Below are 23965 nucleotides of genomic sequence, written 5' to 3'. Positions count from 1 at the left end.
TCCTTTATTAAAATATACCTATTAAATAAAAATTGAATAACGATATTTGGGGTCCAAAGCATTCCTTAACCCATGACCTATAAGATTACCTGCCAACACTGTAATCAAAATTGACATACCAGGATAGATCGAAAGTTCAGGTACAACCATTATAAAACTTTGTGCCTCACTCAACATTCTACCCCAACTAGGATCAGGTGGCTGTACTCCAAAACCTAAATAACTTAGACCTGCTTCTGCCAATAGGGCCAAGGAAAATTGACTTGCCATTTGCACAATTAATATGCCTTTAATATTAGGTAAAATATGATAATAAAAATTATCCATATTATTTCGACCTAATGCTTTTGCTGCTTGAATATAAAGATTACTTTCGATTGCGAGGGCAATGGAATATGTTAATTTTGTAAAAATTGGTATATTAAATAAAATAACTGCTATAACAACATTTATCCAATGCGGTCCTTGAACAGCTGTTAAAATAATTGCCGTCACCAAAGCTGGAAAAGCAAAAAGAATATTTGATATACCCAAAATCAAATCGCCTTTTATATTGCGATTCAAAAAAATTACCATACCCAAAGTAATCCCAATGATTGAACCAAAAAAAATGGACAACAAAGCTATCCCCAAAGAATAACGAGCACCAACCATAATCATAGACATAATATCTCGCCCATACTGGTCGGTACCTAACCAATTGGTAGATGTCATTGGGGAAAATTTATGTGCTAGATTTAGATTGTACACATCAAAAGGTGTCCAAAAATAAGACACAAGGGCAAAAACAATATAAGGAAAAATTAAAATGCAGCCCAAATAAATATATTTATTCGAATATAATTTTATATATTTAAACACTTTAAATTTCCAATTTTAATTTTTATTAATTTCTAAATTATCTCGATTTATTTTTTTTAATCTTGGATCAATAAGTATGTAAAAACTGTCCGCTAAAAACTGTAATAAAATAATACTAATGACCAAAATAAAAATAATTGTTTTCACTAACACTAAATCTCTTTGGGCAACAGCTTCTATCAACAAGCGGCCTAGCCCAGGTAAATAAAAAACTGTTTCAACGAGAACACCACCAGTTAGTAAAAAAGAAAATTGCAAAAATAATATTGTGATCACTGGAATAAAAGAATTTCTTAAAACATGTTTCCATAAAACTTGAAAAGAATTTAAACCTTTGGCTAAAGCAGTTTGAATATAATTTTGATGGAGAACCTCCACCATAGCCGTACGCATTATTCTGGCCAATATAGCCATTTGGGGAAGAGTCAAAGAAATAACAGGTAAAATCAAAGATTTAACCACAGATAAAAAATCTCTATTCCAACCTGAAAATCCACCTGCGGGCAACCAACCCAAATGAACAGAAAATAAGAGGATTAGCAAAATTGCTAGCCAAAAGCTTGGTAAAGAAATGAGGACATCTATAGACCAGATTATTACCTGAATAAAACCATTTCTTGAAGAAACCAAAGTAATAAATGCAAGAATGAGGGCACAAAAAAAACTTAACACCATAGCTGTTAACGTTAAGATAAGAGTTAGTCCCATACGTTCTTTAATAAGATCAGCTATTTCGATATTATAAATATAGCTTCGGCCAAAATTACCTTGAAAAAAATGAATGAACCACTGCCAATACTGTACTATAATCGATTGATCAAGGCCTAATTCTAATCTTAAGGCTTGCAACGTATCAGGTCTTGCATTAATTCCCAAAATAATTTGGGCAGGATCACCAGGCAATACATTAAGTAAAAAAAAGATTACAAAAGACGCACCCCATACTAAAGCTAAAGCAATAATTATTTTTCTTGCTAAAAAAATAGCCATATTAGTTTTTCAACATATGGGTTTGTAAAATAATATTTATTTATTTGTTTGCCACATTACCCCAGTTAAATCATTAGCTTGAATTGGACTGTTATCCCATAATCCAATAATACCAGATTTCCATACACCTAGTTTAGGTAATTGAAATAAAAAAACATTAACTGCATCTTTGGCTAATAATGTTTGTAATTCACGTAAAATTTTAGTTTGTTGATCATTATTCATTGTTAATGAAAATTTTTTATAAAGATCTTTGAATTTTGAATTAGGATAATTAAAATAATAATTGTCCCGTGCATAAATATTAATATCCATAGGTTCTGTATGGGATACAATAGTCATTTCATAATCTTTATTTTTAAAAACCTGTTCTAACCATTGTGCCCATTCCATGGGAATAATTTTAACCTTTATCCCTAGTGCTTTTAATTGAGCTGCGATTATTTCCCCACTTCGACGTGCATATGAAGGAGGGGGAAGTTTTAAAGTAACATCAAAACCATTTGGATACCCAGCTTGTTTTAATAATTCTTTAGCACGCTCAATGTCATAGGGATAATAATTAGAAAGATCAACATAAGCGGAATGAATAGGTGAAAAATGACTTCCAATTGGTATACCATAACCTGACATGCTACCTTCAATAATTGCTTGACGATTAATAGCCATATTTAATGCTTGTCGGACTTTCAAATCTTGAAAAGGTTTTTGGGCATTATTTAAAGCTAAAATTGTTTCACCTTCTGTATTACCGATCACAACTTTAAAATTAGAATCTTTTTGAAAAACAGATAAAGATTCAGGGGCTGGAAAATTAGGGAAAACATCCACGTCACCAGCTAACAGTGACGATACAGCTGCGGCAGGTTCAGCAATAAATTTAAAAACTATTGTTTGTAAAAAAGGTTTTTTACCCCAATAGTTTTCATATTTTGCTAACGTAATATGATCCCCTCTTACCCAATCTTTAAAAATAAAAGGTCCTGTTCCAATGGGATTGGTTTTATTATTCCCAACCGTTTTTGAAGAAACAATAACCGCATCCCCCCAACCTAAATGTGATAAGAAATCCCCAACCGGTCTTTTTAAAATGATAACCAGTTTATTTTTTTCTATCACTTTCATATCTTGAATAGGTTCAAAAATTTCTTTTTGTGCATTAACACTATCCGGTGCTTTGGCGCGATTAAAAGAAAAAACAACATCCTCAGCTGTAAAAGGAGATCCATCATGAAATGTTACCGAATCCTGTAAGATAAATTGATACGTCAATCCATTAGCAGAAATGGTCCAACTTTTTGCTAAAGCTGGCTGTACCTTTCCATTATGATCAATTCTTGTTAATCCTTCAAAAACATTGGCATAAACAACTTCATCAATAGCCGCTGCTGCACCTGCAGTGGGATCAAGATTTGGTGGCTCCAAAACCATACCGACTGTCAACATAGTATGATCTTCAGCTCGTGCTTCAAATAGTTTGTTTCCTAAAAAGCAAAAACTAACTAAAATTAAACAACTGATTTTAATTCCTAAAAAAAGATTCTGTTTTAACTTTTTTAAAAAAGAAATTAATTCACATATTCTATTTTGCATGAGCATCATTCCTTTATACTAAACTATAAATTTTTAATAGCTGTTATTTAAATTTTATAAAAGTCACGATAACTTTGGTATCCATTTACTGATTTTGCCATATAAACACCTCGTGCCACAGCCCTTGATAAACAATCAGCAGCATACATACCCAGCTTCATTAGTTCATAATCGACTTTATCTAAAATTTGTTGTCCGGTTGACACAGCAAAAACGATATCCCCATCAAAAGCTGTATGAATAGGTCTAATTGCTCTTGCTAATCCATCTTGGGCCATAATTGCTAACCTACGCGCTTGGGTTTTTGTCAGCATAGCGTCTGTTGCAATAATAGCAAGCGTCGTGTTGGTCCCAGAAAAAGGTTGTTTAAATTCATTTTGATCATCTGTTAATAAAGATGATTTCTCTGTAAAAATTTGCCCACCAAATTCATTATTATGTTCAAAAGGAAAAGACCAAAAACAACTAGTCCCAGGAATAACAACAGAACCATATGAATTTACAACAACTAAAGCACCAAGGGTAATTTTTCTAGAGTTATCAAAATTAACAACATATGATGCGCTTCCTAATCCACCTTTCAATAAACCTGCTTTAGCACCCAATCCTGCACCATTATTCCCCAAATTAAACATTGTTGATGCATTTTGAATTGCCTTTAATCCCAAACCTTGATAAGGAGATTTTTGGTTCCATTTTTTCTCAGAACCATCAATCAAATCAAATATAACAGCAGCTGGCACAATAGGTACCCTTGAAGTCGCAGCTTTAAATCCTCGATCTAACTGGCGAAGATATTTCATAACACCATAAACTGATTCAAGACCAAAAGCTGATCCTCCACTTAAAACTATAGCATCAATTTTTTGAACTGTTGATTCCAATAATAGCACATCCGTTTCATGGGTACCTGGTGCCCCGCCCCGGCAATCAACCGCTGCAATCATAGGGGTATCCCCCACAAGAACCGTTGTTCCAGTTATGTAATCCGAAGAATTAGCATGACCTACCTTAATTCCAGGTACATCAGTAATTAAGTTTTTATCACCTACATCTATCATAACTATTTCCTAATATAGCCCATGACTATATAATAGTGATTTTGAAACCTATTCATTCCTTCGCTTTACTTTTTCATAACAAAAAAAATTATAGGGTTGATAAACCATATTTAGTTATTTATTTTCTAAATAACCTATACTGTACTAAGTAAATAAATTCAAAAGGAATATATAATGTCTGGGAACCAGCAAAAAGTAAAAAACAATTCATTATTTAATTGGAATGATCCTTTTTTGCTTGAAACCCAATTAAGCGAAGAAGAGCGTCTTATCCGCGATACAGCAAAAAACTATTGCCAAGAACAATTAATGCCCCGTATTTTAGAGGCCCACAGGCATGAACATTTCGACCGCCAAATTCTTAAAGAAATGGGAAATTTAGGTCTTTTAGGTTCGACAATCGTTGGGTACGAATGTCCAGGAGTAAATTACGTAAGCTATGGGCTAATTGCCAGAGAAGTTGAAAGAATTGATTCTGGGTATCGTTCTGCCATGAGCGTCCAGTCAAGCTTAGTCATGTACCCTATTTATGCCCACGGAAGTGAAGAGCAAAAACAAAAATATCTTCCAGCCTTAGCACGCGGTGATCTTGTTGGGTGTTTTGGTCTTACCGAACCAGATCATGGATCAGATCCAGCTGGGATGAAAACACGTGCCAAAAAAACTAAAAATGGCTATGTTTTACATGGAAGTAAAACATGGATTACTAATTCTCCTATTGCGGATATTTTTATTGTATGGGCCAAAGATGATCAAAATATCATCAAAGGGTTCATCCTAGAAAAAGGCATGAAAGGTTTAACTGCGCCCAAAATAGAAGGTAAATTTTCTTTGCGAGCTTCTATTACAGGAAGCATTAGTATGGATGAAGTAGAAGTAAGCGAGGACCATATTTTACCTAATGTAAGTGGTTTAAAGGGACCTTTTAGTTGTTTAAATAATGCACGATATGGTATAGCTTGGGGTGCGCTTGGTGCAGCTGAATTTTGCTGGCATGCTGCACGTGATTATGTTCTTCAACGCCAACAATTTGGCAAACCTTTAGCTGCTAATCAGTTAATTCAACTTAAACTTGCTAATATGCAAACTGAAATTGCTTTAGGACTACAAGCTTGTTTAAGAGTTGGACGTCTTAAAGATCAAAATGAAGCAACCCCTGAAATGATTTCACTGATTAAACGCAATTCTTGTGGTAAAGCTCTTGAAATTTGTCGAATGGCCAGAGATATGCATGGGGGTAATGGTATTGCCGATGAATATCATGTTATTCGACATATGATTAATTTAGAAGCTGTAAACACTTATGAAGGCACACATGATATTCATGCGTTAATTTTAGGGCGAAGCCAAACTAATATCCCTGCTTTTTAAAACAAAAATTATAAATAATCAGATTCTTAATAAAAAAAGAAAGGTTTTATAAATAAAACCTTTCTTTAGAATTCAAAAAATTTAGAAATTTATTTCTTTTTAGATTTTTTCTGTGCCCCAACTAAATTAGCTTCACGGACAGATTCATAAGGCATATTTTTTTCTAGAAATTGAGAAAGAGAGTTTAAAAGACTGTTGGTATTTTTTAATTTTTGTTCACTAATACCTAAATTTTTTAGCTTTTTGACTTGAGCATCATAAAAACTACCAATTTTATTACACAAAAGAAGACCTTTTGCTGAAACCTTTACATTTGTTGCTCTTCTATCTTCTTTAGATGATTCAGCGACCAAATAACCCTTTTTAATCATTTTATTAATGCTATATGAAGCATTCGTACCTAGATAATAACCCCGATCAACCAATTCAGCGATACACAATTTTTGTTTTCCAAGATTAAAAAGAACCATAACTTGAACGCTGTTAATATCCTTAACCCGCCATCCACGTAACGTCATATGAATGATATCTAAATTTTGTCTATTTAAATTAGCAACAAGGCTAATGGTATTAAGTAGTACTGTTTTCATGGGATTCACCCCGTATCATGTAACCAAAATGTTGAAATAAATACATAGTATAAAGTAACAGATTATAAAATAGATAGATTTTTAATAGCTATTATTTTATACTTTTTAATAGCATCACGTATTTATAAATTTTTGTCAATAAAATTTTTATATTTTAACTTTTATGTAATTATTTTGTAATCCTATGTTAAAAAAACAATTTCCATATAAACCAAGTCCAATTTTTAAGAATTATGTTTTAATAAAAATATATTATTTCAAAATTTAGATTTTATTTATTAAAACAAAATATTATTTATTAACAATTTAGATGTTTATTAATAAATTCTATTAACCTATTTACAACTAGTTAAAACTTTGTGTATTAAATAATATATCAATTTATAAATTGAATCTTATGTCAAAAAAACTAGATCAAAATCTTAATCAACTGCAACCTCTTGGACATCCTTCAAAAAAAACAATGTTTGGTGGTCTCGGACTTTACCTTGATGGGGTCATTTTTGGTATTGTTGTAGATAATAAAATTTACCTTAAGGTAAATGATGAAAATATTGAAAAATTTAAAAAAGCAAAGAGCCACCCTTTTACTTATGACAAAAATGGAAAATCAGTATCTATGTCATATTGGGCTGTTCCTCAAACTATTCTTAAAAATCCAAAAGAATGGCAAGCCTGGGTTCAAGAATCTTGGAATATTTCCAAGAAATCCAAGAAAAAATAAAGTTTTTTAAGCGTGTTCTTTCAACCAATTTTCAATTAAAAACTTCTCGATAGAATCTTCATGAAATAAAAGATGTTCACCTAAATCTCCATTAAGGCGTTGTTTTACTTGATCTATATTGAACCATTGTGCATCCATTAATTCTTGTTTATCTAAAATTATTGTTTTACTATTTGCTTGTGCTCTAAATCCAAGCATTAAGCCTGATGGAAAAGGCCAAGCTTGGGATGCTTGATAAGTTACTTTAATTAAATTAATACCCACTTCTTCTTGTACTTCTCGGTGTACGGCATTTTCTAAGCTTTCCCCAATTTCTACAAAACCAGCCAAAGTTGAATAATGATCTTTATCTGCATTATGGTGACGTGCCAATAAGCAAGTTGGGTTTGGATCAAGCAACTCAACTAACATAATAACTGCAGGAGAAATTTTTGGAAAATATAAAGTATTACATTTTTTATAAGCACATTGCCTGAAAGCACCACCTTGTTGGCTTATAGTTTTTTGGCCACATAATCCACAAAATTGTTGATGTCGGTGCCAATAAAGCAATCCACGCGCATAAGCTAAAATATCTGCTGTCGCTTTACTTAATTTACCAAATAATTTACGTAAATCTATCAAAGAAGAAGCTTGCACAAATTGTAAAGCTGCGTCTCGATCCCAAAAAGAAAGATCTATAGCAAAAAAAGCTTGATCTTGATTTAATCCCAGTAAAACTGCGTCTTCTATTAAATTTTTTGAAGACAATAATTCATTTGATAAGCTTAATGGTTCAAAAGAAAAAGAATTAATAAAGAATTGATCATGCCATAGTGGAATAAACTTACTATCATTTTTTTCCCTTGTCCTTTGAATCCATCTATAATCTAGGCGTTGTTTACTTGCTCGATTAAGTTTGAGGTTAGAATAAGCTAAATTTTCCATGATTCAAATTATAATAAAATTATTGATCTGAAATACAAAATCCAATTTAAAAAATTTAGGTTAATGAGCAATCCTCACCATAGAAATATTAAGGAATTGGTCCCTATGTGGATCATGATATGAGTTTATAACATTCTAAAGATTTAATATTTAAATTAAAATTATTTAAAATCTTTAAAAATTAACCATAAAATGTGAACATATAAGGAATATCGTTGGGATTCCAAGATTTTCTAATTGACATTTAATGATGGTTTAAGGCATGGTTAAAAATATTAATAAAAAGTTAACAATTGTTTGTGGCCAAAATTAAAATTTATCCCAATTAATAGATATAGGAAATTGATTTAATGGTATCTTCTGTACGCCATATTAATTCTACATCGACTATTTCTTGCATTAAAGAACGTATTCTGCGGTTAATTGAATGGTTTCTATTTTGCTGCTTTAGTGGGTTAAGATTAATTTTAACTCAGGTTGCTGTTACCCAAAAAGTCTATCCAACATGGTTTAGTGCACCTCAAAGACATTTGGTCAACATTGGGATTGGCTTAGTTTTATTTGCTATAACTGGTTATTATTTACATGGGATACCTAAAAAAAATCAAACCTCCTCTCTACAGGTACAATCCGAAAATATACTGGTTTCAATTCAACCCACCCAAGAATTAAAACCAGCTTTAACGGAATCATTAAAGACAGATGAAACTTTAAAATCTGAATTAACATCAACCATAGAGACGATTTCAGCTCAACCAAAAAATCTAACTTTGCTTGCAACATATCCTATTATACAGGTTGATCTGGAACAACAATTGGCCCCACGTTATTTTGTTTTATCTCAAAGTTCATCCGATAGTCTTTTTGCTGGAAACAATCCTGCCGAACTTTCCTTCTCGTCATCTCCCCAAACAGTTGATCCTATTGTTGAACAAATTGTTGAAGTTCGGGCCGGTGATACAATCTATGATGTTTTAATTGGAGCTGGCGTTGCAGAAATTGAAGCAAAAAATGCTATGAATACTTTGGAAGAAATTTTTCCTACAAAAAAATTAAAATCTGAACAAGAAATTAAACTTGTTTTAAATTCCGAAGGTATAGTAAATACAGCACCAACAAATTCAACAGACAATATTGTTGATAATGGAATGTCTCTTGTCAGTCTTAATTTACGACCAACCAGTGAACAAACAGTTGAACTTACTAAACAAAATGATGGCAGTTTTAAAGCACGAATTTTTGCCACACCTTTGCAAAAAGTTGATACAGTTGCAGGCGGTGCTATCAGATCAAGTTTATTTGACTCAGGAAAAAGACAGGGCGTACCTTTATCCGTGATGCAAAGTATTATGCAAGCATTTAGTTATGATGTTGACTTTCAACGTGATGTAAAATTGGGCGATAAGTTTGAAGTTGTTTATGACAAATTTCAAGATGAAGATGGTAAAACTATTCGTGGTGGCGATATCCAATATGCTTCCTTAACACTATCTGGAAAAAAATTGGAGCTTTATAGATTTGCCCCTAAAGATGGGGAAGCAAAATTTTACACCCCACTTGGTGAAACTATTCGTAAAGCATTGTTAAAAACACCGGTTGATGGAGCTAGAATTACCTCGGGTTTTGGCAGACGCCACCATCCAATTTTAGGTTATTCTAAAATGCATAAGGGAACAGATTTCGGCGCACCTATTGGCACCCCAATCTTTGCTGCTGGTGATGGGGTTATAGAAAAAATGGGACCTGCTGGAACTTTTGGAAATTATGTTAGAATTCGCCACAACAGTGAATATGCAACAGCCTATGCCCATGCTAGCCGTTTTGCCAAAGGTCTTGGTGCTGGCAAAAGAGTGCGTCAAGGTCAAGTCATAGCCTATGTTGGGACGACTGGAAGATCGACTGGTCCACATTTGCATTTCGAAGTTATTAAAAATGGGGTCCAAATTAATCCAGTTAGCATCAAATTACAAAGCAGTAATAAATTGGCTGGTAAAGATCTTGAAAGTTTTCGTACCTTTAAACAGCAAATTGATAAACGTCGCCAAAGCAATTCCAATCAACTTGCTAATCGTTAATTTAATCCTATAAATTAGAAAATCTTGAACTTAATTTTTCAAGATTTTTAATGGAAAACTAATTTATTGTTATCGACAATAATTTCAATATTTTGTCCTTCATTAAATTGGCCTGCTAAAAATTTCTCGGCTAAGGGATTTTGAATTTCTCTTTGAATAACTCTTTTTAAGGGCCGTGCACCATAAACAGGATCATATCCTGCGTTAGCTAACCATTGGCGTGCTTCTGGTGTAACCAACAGATGAATATTTTTGTCTTTCACCAATTTCTTTAAACGTTCAATTTGAATATCAACGATTGCTTCCATATGTTGTCTTGTTAATCTATGGAAAATTAAAATATCATCTAAACGATTAAGAAATTCTGGACGAAATGATTGTCTGACAACTGCCATAACAGGTTCTTTGATATCATCCAAAGCATCATTTTCCTTTTGGTTCGCTATAATTTCACTGCCCAAATTTGAAGTTAAAATAATTAATGTATGACGAAAATCTACTGTGCGACCTTGACCATCTGTTAAACGTCCATCATCAAGAATTTGTAATAAAATATTAAAAATATCACTATGGGCCTTTTCAACCTCATCAAACAAAATAACACGATATGGTCTACGTCTTATAGCCTCTGTTAATATACCACCTTCATCATATCCAACATATCCTGGAGGTGCACCAATCAACCTGGCAACAGAATGTTTTTCCATATATTCAGACATATCAATTCTGACCATAGCGGTTTCATCATCAAATAAAAATGCGGCAAGCGCTTTGCTTAATTCTGTCTTTCCAACACCTGTTGGCCCTAAAAATAAAAAAGAACCAATTGGGCGATTGGGATCCTGTAAACCAGCTCGTGCACGACGTACTGCATTAGAAATTGCTTCAACTGCTTCTTCTTGACCAATAACCCTTTTCTTAATTTCATCTTCCATATGAAGTAATTTTTCTTTTTCTCCTTCTAACATCTTATCAACTGGGATACCAGTCCAACGGGATACAACGGAAGCAACATCCGTATCACGGACCACTTCATTAAGCATTTGATTGCCTGTTGTTTGTTCAGCTTCTTCAAGTTTTTTGTTTAAACCGGGTATAATACCATAAGCTATCTCCCCAGCCTTTGCTAAATTACCAGAACGCTGTGCTTGGTCTAATTCGATTTTTGCTTGTTCTAGTTTTTCCTTGGTTTTTTGAATATCCGTTAATTTATTTTTTTCTTCCTGCCATTGCTTGGTTAAAACTGTTGACTGACTTTCTAATATACTAATTTCATCTAATAATTTTTGTAATCTTTCTTTTGAAGCTTTATCATTTTCCTTTTTTAAGGCTTCTTGTTCAATTTTTAATTGAATAATTTTTCGATCTAATTCATCAATATGTTCCGGTTTTGAATCAAGTTGCATACGCAATTTACTGGCAGCTTCATCAACTAAATCAATTGCTTTATCAGGTAAAAATCGATCACTAATATAACGATTTGATAAAGTTGCTGCCGCCACCAAGGCACTATCTGTAATTCTAACACCATGATGAAGTTCATATTTTTCTTTTAACCCGCGTAAAATTGATATCGTATCAATAACCGAAGGTTCGTTAATATAAACTGGTTGAAATCTTCTGGCTAAAGCCGCATCTTTTTCTATATATTTTCTATACTCATCTAATGTTGTTGCACCAACACAATGCAATTCGCCACGTGCCAAAGCTGGCTTTAACATATTAGAGGCGTCCATGGCCCCATCTGCTTTTCCTGCACCAACTAAAGTATGCAATTCATCAATAAATAATATAATTTCACCAGCCTCTGCTGTAATTTCTTGTAAAACAGCTTTAAGACGCTCTTCAAATTCACCACGGAATTTAGCACCTGCTATCAATGAGCCTAAGTCTAAGGCTATCAGTTTTTTATCCCGCAAATTTTCTGGTACGTCACCATTAATAATACGCAAGGCCAATCCTTCTGCAATCGCAGTTTTACCAACACCAGGTTCACCAATTAACACAGGATTATTCTTTGTCCGTCTAGATAAAACTTGAATGGTACGTCGAATTTCCTCATCCCTACCAATGACAGGATCTAATTTACCCTCTTTGGCACTTTGCGTTAAATCACGCCCATATTTTTTAAGAGCTTCATAATTACTATCAGCTTGGGGGGTCTGAGCTTGTCTTCCCTTACGCATAGTTAATATAGCTTGACGTAATTGGTCGGGCTTTACACCATTCCGATTTAATATGGATGAAGCTTCTGAATTTTTTGCTAAAGCAAGAGCTAATAATAATTGTTCAACTGTTACATAACTATCACCCATTTTTTTGGCTGATTGTTCAGCTTGATCAAATATTCTTGCTAGATCCGTATTTAAATGTAATTGCGTTGCACCTTGACCTTCAACCTTAGGTAATTTATTCAACGCAACATTAACATCTTCCAATATCTTTTGGGGGTTTGCTCCCACAGCTTGTAATAAATTAATAACCAAATTATTTGAACCGTGGCTTATACCATTGTGGTTATCTTGGTCTTCAAGAAGAACTTTGAGTAAATGTTCTGGAGTTAAAAATTGGTGATGCTGGCTTAAAGCCAAAGATTGAGCTTTACCTATTAAATTACGTGCAAGATCTGTGTATTTCTCGAAATCCATTTGCCCTCCTATAATTCATTATACCCGCTTTTGCAGCATATAATTTTGATGCATAATTTATTTATAAACCATCTGATTTAATGGATATAGGATAAAATTTTTTAAACACAAGGGCTAAAAATTATAAAATAAAATTACTTTAAGATTAATTTCTTATCAATTTGACCTGTACAAAATAAAATCACCCTGTATTTTTACAGGGTGATTTTTATTAGAGTAATTTTATATATCTTACAAAGAAATATTGGGCAAAGATAATTCTAAAATACTATCTTTCCGATCAAGAGAATAAGAACCTAAATCTGTAGAAATAGAAGATGCAAAACCTGCACGAGATTGGATCAAATGGGATAAAATATAATCTTGGCCAATTTCAATTGTTTCTGGTGTTTCACCTGCTTTAATTTCATAAGAAACTAATGGTTCCAAACTTAGCGTTTCTTTATTACGATTTTCATCGACGAAAATAGCCAGTTCAATCAAAGAATCAATAGAATTAATACCTTGAGACTCGGCTCCTGTTCGGCGATCAATTACACTCCAACGCACTTCTAGAGTTTTAAATTGTATAAAAAAATTCTCTAACTTTCCTTCGAAAACGGCAACGTCAACACCTAATCCACCTGAATATCGGTCATTACCTCTACCACCATATACGTGATCTTCGCCATCACCACCAGCGACATTATCATTTCCAACTTCACAAAATATTATATCATTTCCCGCGCCACCCTCATTATCACCATTGCCTCTTACAATATCATTACCATTACATTATTTATAATAATTTCTGAATTAAAAACGTAATATTAATTACGGTTCAAACCATAATAAAAGCCATCTCTTCTTAGAGAGATGGCTTTTTATCAATGCTATAATCACTATACGTAGAGCATATTAATTATCTAATTATATATTAACTCCACTCAGATGATGTTAGGGTAACAGCTACATCACCATGGGTTTTTAAATAATCCCTGACTTCTGACAAACTTACATCCTCACGACCAAATGTTGCCATCACTTCTTTTAATTTATCATTTGTTAAAAAAAGGCCTTCCCCTGAATAAGCAGATTCATCAAAGAAAACCCCATCATTAAAAACAAAGGCTTCAACACCCCAGGTACGATCAATACCATCACGACCAACAGCAAAATCTTCAATCCGCCAAGTACCAGCGCCACGATTTCTTAAGCCATAATCTGCAAAATCCCCAGAAAAAAATGCAGCATCAAAGCCATCCCCACCATTAATAAAATCTGTGCCACCACCACCAAATACCTGATCATCTCCACCACCGCCAATAATACTATCATTCCCATTACCCGCATCAATGGCATCATCTTTGTCACCACCAGTTATACGATCATTACCACCTAATCCATAAATTTCATTTTCGTCAGTTTTAACTCCAACAATTGTATCATCACCTTCTGTACCTGTTGTAACAGTCAAAAATTCTGGGCTAAAATGCCATGAATTATGGTCGCTCTTAAGTTCCTTAGATGGCGTGCTATTTGCTTCTAAATAGTCATTATTTAACAAAGCAGGTTTTGTATTTTTATTACCTTGATTTAATTTAGTCAATTTTTAGCTCCTTTATAAAATTAAAATAAACAACTATGTTTTGTAATTTTTTAATAATTATAGTATATTTTTTTAAATTTTAATTTCATATATAAATATGTCAAATATATAAAAATTATATAAAAAATTAATTTTTTTCATATATCAATTAATAAAAACTTTTTATGTACATTAAATAAACCAACTTGGCCGCTTGATCCTATATTGAAAAGCTAGGATTATAACTTTTAACAATTTATTTTTATTTATGGCTTGCATTTATATGCTGATATCTTCATCACAAACTATTCCACGAAGCATCTGGGCACTTGGTTTCGTCAGCTTATTTATGGATATGTCTTCAGAATATATTCATAGTCTTTTACCTGTTTTTATGGTGTCTGTTTTGGGAAGTAGTATGATATGGGTAGGATTTGTGGAAGGTATTGCCGAAGCCGTTTCTCTCATTATCAGATTATTTTCTGGGCTATTAAGTGATTATCTGGGAAAACGCAAAGCCTTAACCCTTTGTGGGTATGGTCTTTCCATGATTACAAAGCCATTTTTTCCCTTAGCCAATTCAATTGGCACTATTATTATAGCGCGCACATTGGACCGTGTTGGAAAAGGTATAAGAAGTGCCCCACGCGATGCTTTAATTGCAGATCTTGCACCCCAAGAAATACGGGGGGCTTGCTTTGGATTACGTCAAACTTTAGATACTATAGGGGCTATTTTGGGCCCTTTATTAGCTATTGTTTTAATGATTATCGCAAATGAAAATATACGTATAATTTTATGGGTTGCAGTCATTCCTGCTTTTATATCTATATTAATATTATATATTTTTGTTACAGAACCAAAACATATTCAATCAGTAAAAAATCCCTATGTGTTTAAAATTAGTATACTTACATCATTAAACAAAAATTTTTGGTATTTAATTATTACAAACTGTTGCCTTAATATGGCTAGATTTAGTGAAGCTTTTTTAATTTTGAAAGGTCAATCTTCAGGTTTATCATTAAGTTTAACACCTCTTATTTTAATAGTTATGAGCATTATATATGCACTAACTGTTTATCCTATTGGTAAGCTTTCGGACAAAAAAAATCGTTATTTGCTTTTAATACCGGGGATTATTTTTTTATTTCTGGCCCATCTTGTCCTGGGTTTTTCTTCACATATCATAACAGTATTTTTTGGCGTAATATTATGGGGATTACATATGGGGTGTACCCAAGGATTATTATCCGCGTTGGTTACAGATACGACACCAGCTGAATTACGCGGTACGGCTTACGGTATTTTTAATTTAACAAGTGGGATAACTTTATTCTCTGCTAGTTTTTTTGCAGGATTTATTTGGGATCAATGGGGATCACAATATACATTCTTTTTAGGGGCGTTTTTTTCCTTAATTACTTTAATAGTTCTTTCTATTAAAAAATAAAGGTAAGGTTAAAAAACCTTACCTTTATATACCAACCTTAAAATAAAAAATTATGATTGGCTACTAACCAAGGATCCAAATCCGTAATTATCCTTATGATCAAGGAATAGGGATTCTGTTCCTAAAGTATCATCAGTAAATGCCGCACTTACTTGTTTTAAAGCTTCCAAACATGTCCCCCCACCACCAACTGTTAATGACTTTTCAAATCCTGAAGGTAATTTCCGCAAATCTATTATGCCTGCTTTACCATCTAGATCAACAAATTTTAAATATTCAACTGATGTACTAATGAAGTTAATCCCCTGATCGCCATATATACCACCATATCTTGTGCTCCCAGCTTTATCAGTTACACGCCATGCATAAGATGATGTAACTGGATCCCATTCATATTTAATGCTATATTCATCATATTTACCAAACATTTGTACCGTATCAATTCCAGCTCCACCCATAAGATGGTCGTTACCTGTATGATCATAAATGTAGTCATCCCCATCCCCACCATCAACAATATCATCACCTGCACCACCACCTATATCATCATTACCACCAAACCCATTAATAATATCATTACCTTCGTTACCAAAAAGTGTATCAACTGCACCTGCACCATATATAGTATCATTACCCCACCCCCCATCAGCATTTAACGCGTAGTCTCCTGATGTTATCATAACATCATCTCCATCATCACCATTAACTTTACTATACTGATAGATGCTACCCTTTACGTAAACAAGGTCATTCCCATCCCCACCATTTATAGTATTATTACCTGAAAAATCATAAAGATAATCATTACCCTTACTCCCGTCTAAAATGTCATTTCCATCTCCACCTTGTACTATATCATCACCCCAACCCGCAAAAACATAATCATCCCCATTACCCATATCAATGGTATTGTGATGGATACCAAAACTTACTGCACCATAAAATTTATCATTACCACCACCGGCATTAATAGTATTAGCACCACCCCAATCCGTAATAATATCATCACCTACACCACCATCCAAAGTATCATTGTCATAATAAGATTCTAAGGTATCATTCCCATCCCCACCAAATAATTTGTTTTCCCCACCAGCACCACCATCAATAAAATCATTGCCATTACCGCCTTCAACAAAATCCCTATTCCACCCGGCCCATATTGTATCATTACCTTCACCCCCTTGAATTTCATCATAACCATCCCCACCATAGATAGTATCATGACCGGCTTCCCCATAGAGTAAATCATCCCCCTCATCACCATAAAGAGTATCGTTGTTGATACCCCCATAAATTCGATCATTTTCCTCCCCGCCCCATATTGTGTCATCACCTTCATTACCTTGTAGTTCGTCCTGGCCTTGGAATCCTTTAAGGACATCATTTCCATTGCCACCTGAAATAAAATCTATGTCATTCGCGCCAAGAATATAATCATTGCCATCCTCGCCATAAAGAAAGTTCTTTTCATTAGCATTACCTTGGATAATGTCATCTTTATCCGTGCCATTAACCATAAGACTATAAAAACTTAAATTTAAACTATCCGAAAAATTTTTTGCATTTACTTTTTTTACTAATTGATCTTTTTTCATTATAAAAAACAACCTCAATATAAAAATTAATTAATATATAAATCTAATTAAATTTTAATTCCAATATAATTAAAATTTAATTAGATTTATTTATAAAAGTGTTGTTTATGTAAAAAAATAATGTGTTTTTAATATTTATGATTTTATTTAACATAAAAATTTTTATATTAAATAATTTTGTTTATTCTATATTATATATTTGGATGATATAATTATGCTTTTCCAAAATTCTATACATAACTCATTAACATTACGATGGCTTTATATTGATTTTAATAGTTATTTTGCCAGCGTTGAACAACAATTGAATCCTGAATTACGGGACAGGCCCGTTGTCGTTGTACCTGTGGAAACCGATTCAACATCTGCTATTGCCGCAAGTTATGAAGCCAAAGCTTTTGGTATTAAAACAAACACCCGTATTTATGACGCAAAACGTATATGTCCCAATCTGGTCTGTGTTTTGGCCCAACATGAGCGATATGTTGAATTTCATCATCGCATTATAGAAGAAGTTAATTGTCATTTACCCGTCACAATGGTTTGTTCCATTGATGAGGTTGCATGTCGTTTGATGGATAATGAAACATCTATGAAAAGATCGATTGAAATAGCCCAGTCAATTAAACAAGGATTGGCAAAAAATGTGGGAAAATATATTCGCTGCTCTATAGGTATTGCCCCCAATCGGTATTTAGCCAAAGTTGCCACCGATTTACAAAAACCAGATGGTCTAACCATTTTACCGATAGAAGATTTACCCCAAAGACTTTTAAATATTCAATTACGTGATTTGCCAGGCATTGGTTTTAATATGGAACAACGTTTATATAATGCAGATGTTAAAAATTTCTCTACCTTATGGAATCTTGACCGAAAATCCATGCGTAAAATTTGGGGAAGTATTTGGGGTGAAAAAATGTGGTATTTCTTGCGTGGTTATGAATTACCTGAAGATGAAATTAAACGTCATTCCCTAAGCCACAGCCATGTCATGGCACCTGACTTGCGAGATCCATCTAAGGCTAAATTTGTGGCCCGTCGTCTTTTGCTTAAAGCAGCCAGTAGATTACGCCGTATGGGATATTATGCATGCGGATTTGGTCTTGCTGTTCGGTTGGAAGCGGGCCTTCGAATCGAAAAAAATATGCGCTGTTATCGGGCTCAAGATAGTTTAACATTTTTAAATATGCTTGATCATTTATGGAAAAAAATTATTCAAGAAAGTAAAAATGAAAGAATTAAAAAAATTTCTCTTGTGGTTTATGATCTTATTGATGAGCAAAAATTAAAAACAGAATTATTTAAAGAATGGCCAGATGTCAACCTTAAACAACGACATAAAGGAGAAAAAATTTCCAAAGCTCTTGATAAAATTAATCATCGTTTCGGTCGGGATTCAATTCTAATTGGAATGCTACCCTCACAAGGAAAAAGTTTTTCGGGTAGTAAAATTGCCTTTACACGTATCCCTGACAGGGAGGAATTTCAAGAATAATTATAAAAGCTTTTACCACCCGAGTGGAGAGAATCTATCAAAACTAATACCTATTAGATACGCCCCATAACCATCAAAATAATAACTACTACTAAAACTAAACCCAAAATACCACTTGGATAATATCCCCAACCGCGGCTATAGGGCCACGATGGCAAAGCACCAATTAAAAAGATTATGAGAATGATAAAGAGTAATGTTGATAATGTCATAATGACTTCCCCGCTTTCAAATAGTTAATTTAAAATTCCCATATCCCAATATATCTTCACTCTTAGATATTCCAGAATATATAATAACTTTATCATGCTCTATATAAAAATGCAGTGAATAAAAAAGTTAGGAAGTATAAAGAAAGTATAAATTCATAAATAAATACGATAAATCTTCACATACAATTTTATTAATCATTTAGATTCCCTGCATAAGATAACCTTAAGAACCATACTGTTTTTTTATACCACTAATTTTAGGGTAGATGTTATTCATTAATCCAAAATTGACGGGAGATAAAAATGAGACGTGCAATAATCCTATGGCTTCTTGGTATACCAATTCCAATCATTATTTTAATTTTATTATTCTGGCGTTAACAAATAAATTATTTGTATAGGGGAAACACAATGATTACGACAAATGAAGATATAAATAAAAATTTAGAATCCACAACATCAGCTATTACATGGCCAGCTATTTTTGGTGGTACGTTTGTTGCCATTGCTGTTTCTCTTATCCTGTTAATTTTGGGATCTAGTTTAGGATTTTCCTCTTTATCACCTTGGTCCTATTTAAACCCCACTGCTGTTAGTTTTACTGTAGGCACAGTGATCTGGCTCATCATTATGCAATGGTTATCTGCAGGTGTTGGAGGATATGTAACAGGCCGCCTTCGGACCAAATGGACCAAAATTCATAACGATGAAATATTTTTTCGCGATACCGCTCATGGTTTTCTTGTTTGGTCTCTATCAACTATATTCGTTGTAATTTTTACTGCTTGTACAACGTTTTCTTTGTTAGGTGGGGCATTAAAAGTTACTACAACTTTAACAACAGGAGCTGTAGCCGGTGCAAGTTATGGGGCACTACAAAATGCAATGAATGTAGGTAATACAGAAAATGAATCCAAAAATTACTATGTTGATAGTTTATTCCGTACAACCCAATCAAATACAAATGTAGGACAAGATGTTCGGCAAGAAACCACACGCATTTTGACACGTAGTATAGAAGAAGGAAATATTCCTGAGGGTGATAAAACATATTTAGCAAATCTTGTTGCATCACGTATAGGAATAAGCCCAGAAGAAGCAACGCAGAGAATTGATGATGTCATGGGGCGTTTGAATGAAGCAAAAGCAAAAGTTCAAGAAAGTGCAGAAAAAGCAAGAAAGACTGCTATTTATCTTTCCCTTTTTACTTTTCTATCCATGATAGCTGGCGCTTTTATTGGCTGTATTACAGCCGCACTTGGTGGGAAACACCGCGACGAATATTAAACAATTATTTATTAGGAGAAAAAAATGTTTGAATCAAAAGATCACGCTCTTTCTATTCTTAAAGAAGATCACCAAAAAGTAAAGGATCTCTTCGATGACTTTGAAGATGCAAATAGTTTACGTGAAAAGAAGAAAATTGCAGCAACTATAATTCAAGAATTAAAAGTTCATGCAACAATTGAAGAAGAAATTTTTTATCCTACAGTTCGCAAAGAAGCAGAAGAAGACATAATGAATGAAGCCGATGAGGAGCATCATGTTGCCAAACTGCTTATTGCTGAATTAGAAAATATGAACGGTAATGAAGAGCATTATGAAGCAAAAGTTAGAGTACTTGCTGAAAGTATTAGACATCATATTCGGGAAGAAGAAAATAAAATGTTTCCTGATATAAAAAATATGGATATTGATTTCGAAGCGTTAGGACAAGAATTATTAGACCGAAAAGAAGAATTAATGGAAAATAACATTCCTGTATCATGGGAAGAGAAGATGATCACTTCTTTTTGGAATAAAAAAGAGGCTTCTTCAACAAAAACAAAAGCAAAAAAGATTATGCCTTCTTTACAAAAAAATGGTAAAAAATCATCCTCTAAAAGGAATGGTTCGTTACGCAGTGCACATTAATATATAAGTTTTATCTTAATTTTTATTATTTTTAAAATGACAGCAGATATAGTGATCTATAGAAAATTTACCCGCACCAAAAACAAGGATTATGCCCAAGAGCATAGCCCAATAATAATGTTGAATATTTTGGTCATAGGTAAATTGAATTACTGCTGTCATTGCTAATAATGGAAGAACTGTAAGACGTGACGCAAAACCAATAATAAGCAAAACTGGGCACAATAATTCAAAGGTTGTTGCTGACACTGCGCTTAAATAGGGGGATAAAATTGGTACCTTATATTCTTCGGTAAATAAAATAAGCGTACTATCAAAATTTTGTATCTTTGTAAGACCTGAAAGAAAAAATATACGAGCTATCCATAGGCGAACCAAAAGCAACATAAAAGGTTGTAAATATTTTGTTATTTTAACATACAACCCATAAATATTAGTACAACATGATATCATATTTATCTCCCCTCATAGTTAATCATACATACTATTATTAATTTAGTTAACAAATATAATAGTTAATATCTATCAATTTATAGATAAATAGTATTATATCTGTTCATAAATATATGAATTGCCAAATTTATATAAAATCAATTCATTAAAATCAATTATCCTTTTGACAGGAAATCATAAATAAAATATTTTATAAATAATAATATACAATTAACTTATTTTAAAAGGAATGTTATCCAATGAATAAAAAACTTGTTATTGCTGCATTAGCAGGTATTATGGCCAGTTCACTTACAACTGCAACTTATGCTGCTGGTGATGCCAACAAAGAAAAATGTTATGGTATTGCCAAAGCTGGTAAAAACGAATGTAAAGCTGCTGATGGTTCACATTCTTGTGCAGGCCAAGCAACAAAAGATAACGACCCAAATGATTGGATGATGGTTAATAAAGGCGAATGCACCAAAATGGGTGGTATGTTAAAAAGCTAATTTTTGATAGAATGGCCTATATAAATTTATAGGCCATTCTTATTTACTTTAATGACAAAAGAAACTTTTCTTGGGTTTGGCCTTGGTCTTCGTCATCCCCATTATCAAGAAATAATTGATACAAAACCTAATGTTGATTGGTTTGAAATTATTTCAGAAAATTATATAAATTCCCATCAAGGTTATTGGGACTATTTATCAGATTTACGTCAAGATTATCCCATTATTATGCATGGTGTATCTCTTTCAATTGGATCAATTGATAAGCTTGATCAAAATTATTTACAGCGGTTAAAAAAGCTTGCTGATTATTTGGAAGCACCCTGGGTTTCTGATCATCTCTGCTATACAGCAATGCACAATAATAATACGCATGATTTGCTTCCCATACCTTACACAGAAGAGGCACTTGCCCATATCATTCCACGTATTCACAAAATTCAAGATACATTGCAACGTTCTTTTGTCTTTGAAAACGCATCATCATATCTTGAATTTGGCGGATCAACAATAAGTGAACCAGAGTTTTTAAATGAACTATGTTCTAAAACTGGATGTAAAATTTTACTCGACATTAACAATGTTTATGTAAGTAGTTTTAATCATAATTGGGATCCATATAGATATATTGATACAATTTTATCAGACTTCATTATTCAATATCATTTAGCAGGATTTACGCATAAAAAAACGCATATCATCGATACCCATGACAATCATATAGCTGATCCTGTTTTAGATTTATTTGATTACACCTTAAAAACTAAAGGATTATATAGTGCCATGGTTGAATGGGATGATAATATCCCAGATTTCCCTATTTTACTTGAAGAACTTAACAAAATACGTCATAGGGTTAAAAATTTATGACCAATTATACGCATCAACTTGAAATTCTACACCAAGCTATTATCGAAAAAAATAAAGATAAAATATTATCAGAAATAAAAAAAACTAAAGATGATTTTTTATCATCAACTAGAATATCTATTTATATCAATGCTTATACCGAACGTCTTTATAAAGTAACAGAAGCAGATTATCCCACCTTGAAAAATTATTTAGGTGAAAAGTTATTTACCCAAGCAGTACAAGAGTTTGTTTTAGCCACACCTTCTTTAAATTGGGATTTGAATCTTTATTCTATACAATTTGCTGATTTTTTTCGTACTTGGTCAAAAGACCAAGGTGGTTATAATTTAGCTCTTTTAGAAAGTACAATTACCAAAGTATTTTATTTACCTGATAGTAATTCTTTGGACCCACAAATGCTAAGTCAAATTAATCCTGAAGAATTATTAAACAAAAAATTTATTTTTCGTGCAGCATCCGAATTGTTATCCTTCGATTATGCAGTTCATAAATATATAAGCGAGTTTCGTACCAATAATGATCAAATTAAGTTAAATCACGAACCAGAATATTTATTCCTTGTAAGACATAATAACACTATACAGCGTTTTACCTTAGATCCAATGGAGTATACATTACTTGATTTTCTTCAAAAAAATGAACCATTTGAAAATGCCCTTAGCCAAACAGCAAATATTTTTGGCGATCAAACGACACAATTAATGAATGAATTACCTCAATTTTTAACAAATTGGTTTACAAGAGGCTTTTTTACCAGACTAGAATAGAAATTTCTGAAAGCATTATAAATGCATTATTATGATTTATAAAGTCGCTTATAACTTTGTAATACAATAAAACCTGCAATAATAACACAAAACGCAATAAGCTGACTTTTAAATGGTAAAAAAAACATTATACTTAGATTTCCCATAATAGCCAATAAAGGAAAAATTAAAGGAATAGAAAATTTTTTTTTCATTGATTTTTTTTCCCGGCTATATTCTTGTATTTTAATTTTAAATAAACTTAAACTAACCCCAAAAAAAATTATCAAAAGCACCATATTTGTAGCACCTGCCAATGA

General features: G+C 32.9%; 23 protein-coding genes. 10 read left to right on the top strand and 13 right to left on the bottom strand.

Going from position 1 to position 23965, the window contains the following annotated elements; translation table 11 throughout:
- Positions 1-21: 21 nt before the first annotated feature.
- The 4 genes from K1X44_05120 to K1X44_05105 all read right to left on the bottom strand — a co-directional run bounded on the left by K1X44_05120 (position 22) and on the right by K1X44_05105 (position 4505).
- Positions 22-714, bottom strand: a complete 693-nt coding sequence (locus K1X44_05120) for an ABC transporter permease (GenBank protein ID MBX7146672.1) — start codon at positions 712-714, stop codon at positions 22-24.
- Between the two features lie 162 nt (positions 715-876).
- Entirely contained in the window at positions 877-1851 is a 975-nt protein-coding gene (locus K1X44_05115; GenBank protein ID MBX7146671.1) for an ABC transporter permease, read from the bottom strand.
- Between the two features lie 36 nt (positions 1852-1887).
- Complete coding sequence (locus K1X44_05110; protein ID MBX7146670.1) at positions 1888-3297, bottom strand: ABC transporter substrate-binding protein; 1410 nt, start codon at positions 3295-3297, stop codon at positions 1888-1890.
- A gap of 194 nt (positions 3298-3491) precedes the next feature.
- The gene (locus tag K1X44_05105) at positions 3492-4505 is read right to left on the bottom strand and encodes a P1 family peptidase (protein MBX7146669.1); all 1014 of its coding nucleotides are present in this window, start codon (positions 4503-4505) and stop codon (positions 3492-3494) included.
- Positions 4506-4679: 174 nt separating this feature from the next.
- On the opposite strand from K1X44_05105, the gene K1X44_05100 reads away from it, so the two are divergent.
- Entirely contained in the window at positions 4680-5876 is a 1197-nt protein-coding gene (locus tag K1X44_05100) for an acyl-CoA dehydrogenase (GenBank protein MBX7146668.1), read from the top strand.
- A gap of 89 nt (positions 5877-5965) precedes the next feature.
- Here K1X44_05100 and K1X44_05095 read toward each other — a convergent pair whose 3' ends face one another.
- On the bottom strand, positions 5966-6466 hold the full coding sequence (locus tag K1X44_05095; protein ID MBX7146667.1) for a MarR family transcriptional regulator: 501 nt from the start codon (positions 6464-6466) through the stop codon (positions 5966-5968).
- A gap of 397 nt (positions 6467-6863) precedes the next feature.
- On the opposite strand from K1X44_05095, the gene K1X44_05090 reads away from it, so the two are divergent.
- Positions 6864-7190: a TfoX/Sxy family protein gene (locus K1X44_05090; protein ID MBX7146666.1), complete on the top strand. Its 327-nt coding sequence runs from the start codon at positions 6864-6866 to the stop codon at positions 7188-7190.
- A gap of 6 nt (positions 7191-7196) precedes the next feature.
- Here the strand turns inward: K1X44_05090 and nudC are convergent, their stop codons facing one another.
- The gene (gene nudC, locus K1X44_05085) at positions 7197-8117 is read right to left on the bottom strand and encodes an NAD(+) diphosphatase (protein MBX7146665.1); all 921 of its coding nucleotides are present in this window, start codon (positions 8115-8117) and stop codon (positions 7197-7199) included.
- A 350-nt stretch (positions 8118-8467) separates the two neighbouring features.
- On the opposite strand from nudC, the gene K1X44_05080 reads away from it, so the two are divergent.
- Complete coding sequence (locus K1X44_05080; protein ID MBX7146664.1) at positions 8468-10192, top strand: M23 family metallopeptidase; 1725 nt, start codon at positions 8468-8470, stop codon at positions 10190-10192.
- A gap of 47 nt (positions 10193-10239) precedes the next feature.
- Here K1X44_05080 and clpB read toward each other — a convergent pair whose 3' ends face one another.
- The 3 genes from clpB to K1X44_05065 form a co-directional block, all read right to left on the bottom strand.
- Positions 10240-12840, bottom strand: a complete 2601-nt coding sequence (gene clpB / locus K1X44_05075; GenBank protein ID MBX7146663.1) for an ATP-dependent chaperone ClpB — start codon at positions 12838-12840, stop codon at positions 10240-10242.
- A gap of 231 nt (positions 12841-13071) precedes the next feature.
- A complete protein-coding gene (locus K1X44_05070) occupies positions 13072-13599 on the bottom strand; it encodes a hypothetical protein (protein MBX7146662.1) in 528 nt (175 codons plus the stop codon).
- Between the two features lie 157 nt (positions 13600-13756).
- Positions 13757-14428, bottom strand: a complete 672-nt coding sequence (locus K1X44_05065) for a hypothetical protein (protein ID MBX7146661.1) — start codon at positions 14426-14428, stop codon at positions 13757-13759.
- Between the two features lie 262 nt (positions 14429-14690).
- On the opposite strand from K1X44_05065, the gene K1X44_05060 reads away from it, so the two are divergent.
- Positions 14691-15860: an MFS transporter gene (locus K1X44_05060; protein ID MBX7146660.1), complete on the top strand. Its 1170-nt coding sequence runs from the start codon at positions 14691-14693 to the stop codon at positions 15858-15860.
- A gap of 50 nt (positions 15861-15910) precedes the next feature.
- On the opposite strand, the gene K1X44_05055 is transcribed toward K1X44_05060, so the two are convergent.
- Positions 15911-17458 (bottom strand): hypothetical protein, encoded by a 1548-nt coding sequence (locus K1X44_05055; protein MBX7146659.1) that lies wholly within the window; start codon positions 17456-17458, stop codon positions 15911-15913.
- Between the two features lie 214 nt (positions 17459-17672).
- Between K1X44_05055 and K1X44_05050 the strand changes: the two genes are divergently transcribed.
- Positions 17673-18956 carry an impB/mucB/samB family protein gene (locus K1X44_05050; protein MBX7146658.1) on the top strand — a complete coding sequence of 428 codons (1284 nt, stop codon included), beginning with the start codon at positions 17673-17675 and terminating at the stop codon, positions 18954-18956.
- 53 nt (positions 18957-19009) lie between these two features.
- Here K1X44_05050 and K1X44_05045 read toward each other — a convergent pair whose 3' ends face one another.
- Positions 19010-19168 carry a DUF3309 domain-containing protein gene (locus K1X44_05045; protein ID MBX7146657.1) on the bottom strand — a complete coding sequence of 53 codons (159 nt, stop codon included), beginning with the start codon at positions 19166-19168 and terminating at the stop codon, positions 19010-19012.
- Between the two features lie 411 nt (positions 19169-19579).
- On the opposite strand from K1X44_05045, the gene K1X44_05040 reads away from it, so the two are divergent.
- Positions 19580-20455: a hypothetical protein gene (locus tag K1X44_05040; GenBank protein MBX7146656.1), complete on the top strand. Its 876-nt coding sequence runs from the start codon at positions 19580-19582 to the stop codon at positions 20453-20455.
- 24 nt (positions 20456-20479) lie between these two features.
- Entirely contained in the window at positions 20480-21082 is a 603-nt protein-coding gene (locus tag K1X44_05035; protein MBX7146655.1) for a hemerythrin domain-containing protein, read from the top strand.
- A gap of 15 nt (positions 21083-21097) precedes the next feature.
- On the opposite strand, the gene K1X44_05030 is transcribed toward K1X44_05035, so the two are convergent.
- On the bottom strand, positions 21098-21535 hold the full coding sequence (locus K1X44_05030) for a DoxX family protein (GenBank protein ID MBX7146654.1): 438 nt from the start codon (positions 21533-21535) through the stop codon (positions 21098-21100).
- A gap of 239 nt (positions 21536-21774) precedes the next feature.
- Here K1X44_05030 and K1X44_05025 point away from each other — a divergent pair, with 239 nt between their 5' ends.
- Genes K1X44_05025 through K1X44_05015 form a run of 3 tightly spaced genes read left to right on the top strand, consistent with a single transcriptional unit; the run spans position 21775 to position 23666 of the window.
- Positions 21775-22026, top strand: coding sequence for a DUF2282 domain-containing protein (locus tag K1X44_05025; protein ID MBX7146653.1), 252 nt, complete (start codon positions 21775-21777; stop codon positions 22024-22026).
- Positions 22027-22077: 51 nt separating this feature from the next.
- A complete protein-coding gene (locus K1X44_05020; protein MBX7146652.1) occupies positions 22078-22896 on the top strand; it encodes a DUF692 domain-containing protein in 819 nt (272 codons plus the stop codon).
- Positions 22893-23666 (top strand): DNA-binding domain-containing protein, encoded by a 774-nt coding sequence (locus K1X44_05015; GenBank protein MBX7146651.1) that lies wholly within the window; start codon positions 22893-22895, stop codon positions 23664-23666. The genes K1X44_05020 and K1X44_05015 overlap by 4 nt, the downstream gene beginning before the upstream one ends.
- A 29-nt stretch (positions 23667-23695) precedes the next feature.
- On the opposite strand, the gene K1X44_05010 is transcribed toward K1X44_05015, so the two are convergent.
- The coding region (locus K1X44_05010; protein MBX7146650.1) for a hypothetical protein at positions 23696-23965 on the bottom strand (270 nt) is incomplete at its 5' end.

Source organism: Alphaproteobacteria bacterium, from assembly GCA_019695395.1.
GTDB lineage: Bacteria > Pseudomonadota > Alphaproteobacteria > JAEUKQ01 > JAIBAD01 > JAIBAD01.
The sequence above is the reverse complement of the archived record's forward strand: the minus strand, read 5'-3'. Positions and strand labels throughout refer to the sequence as shown.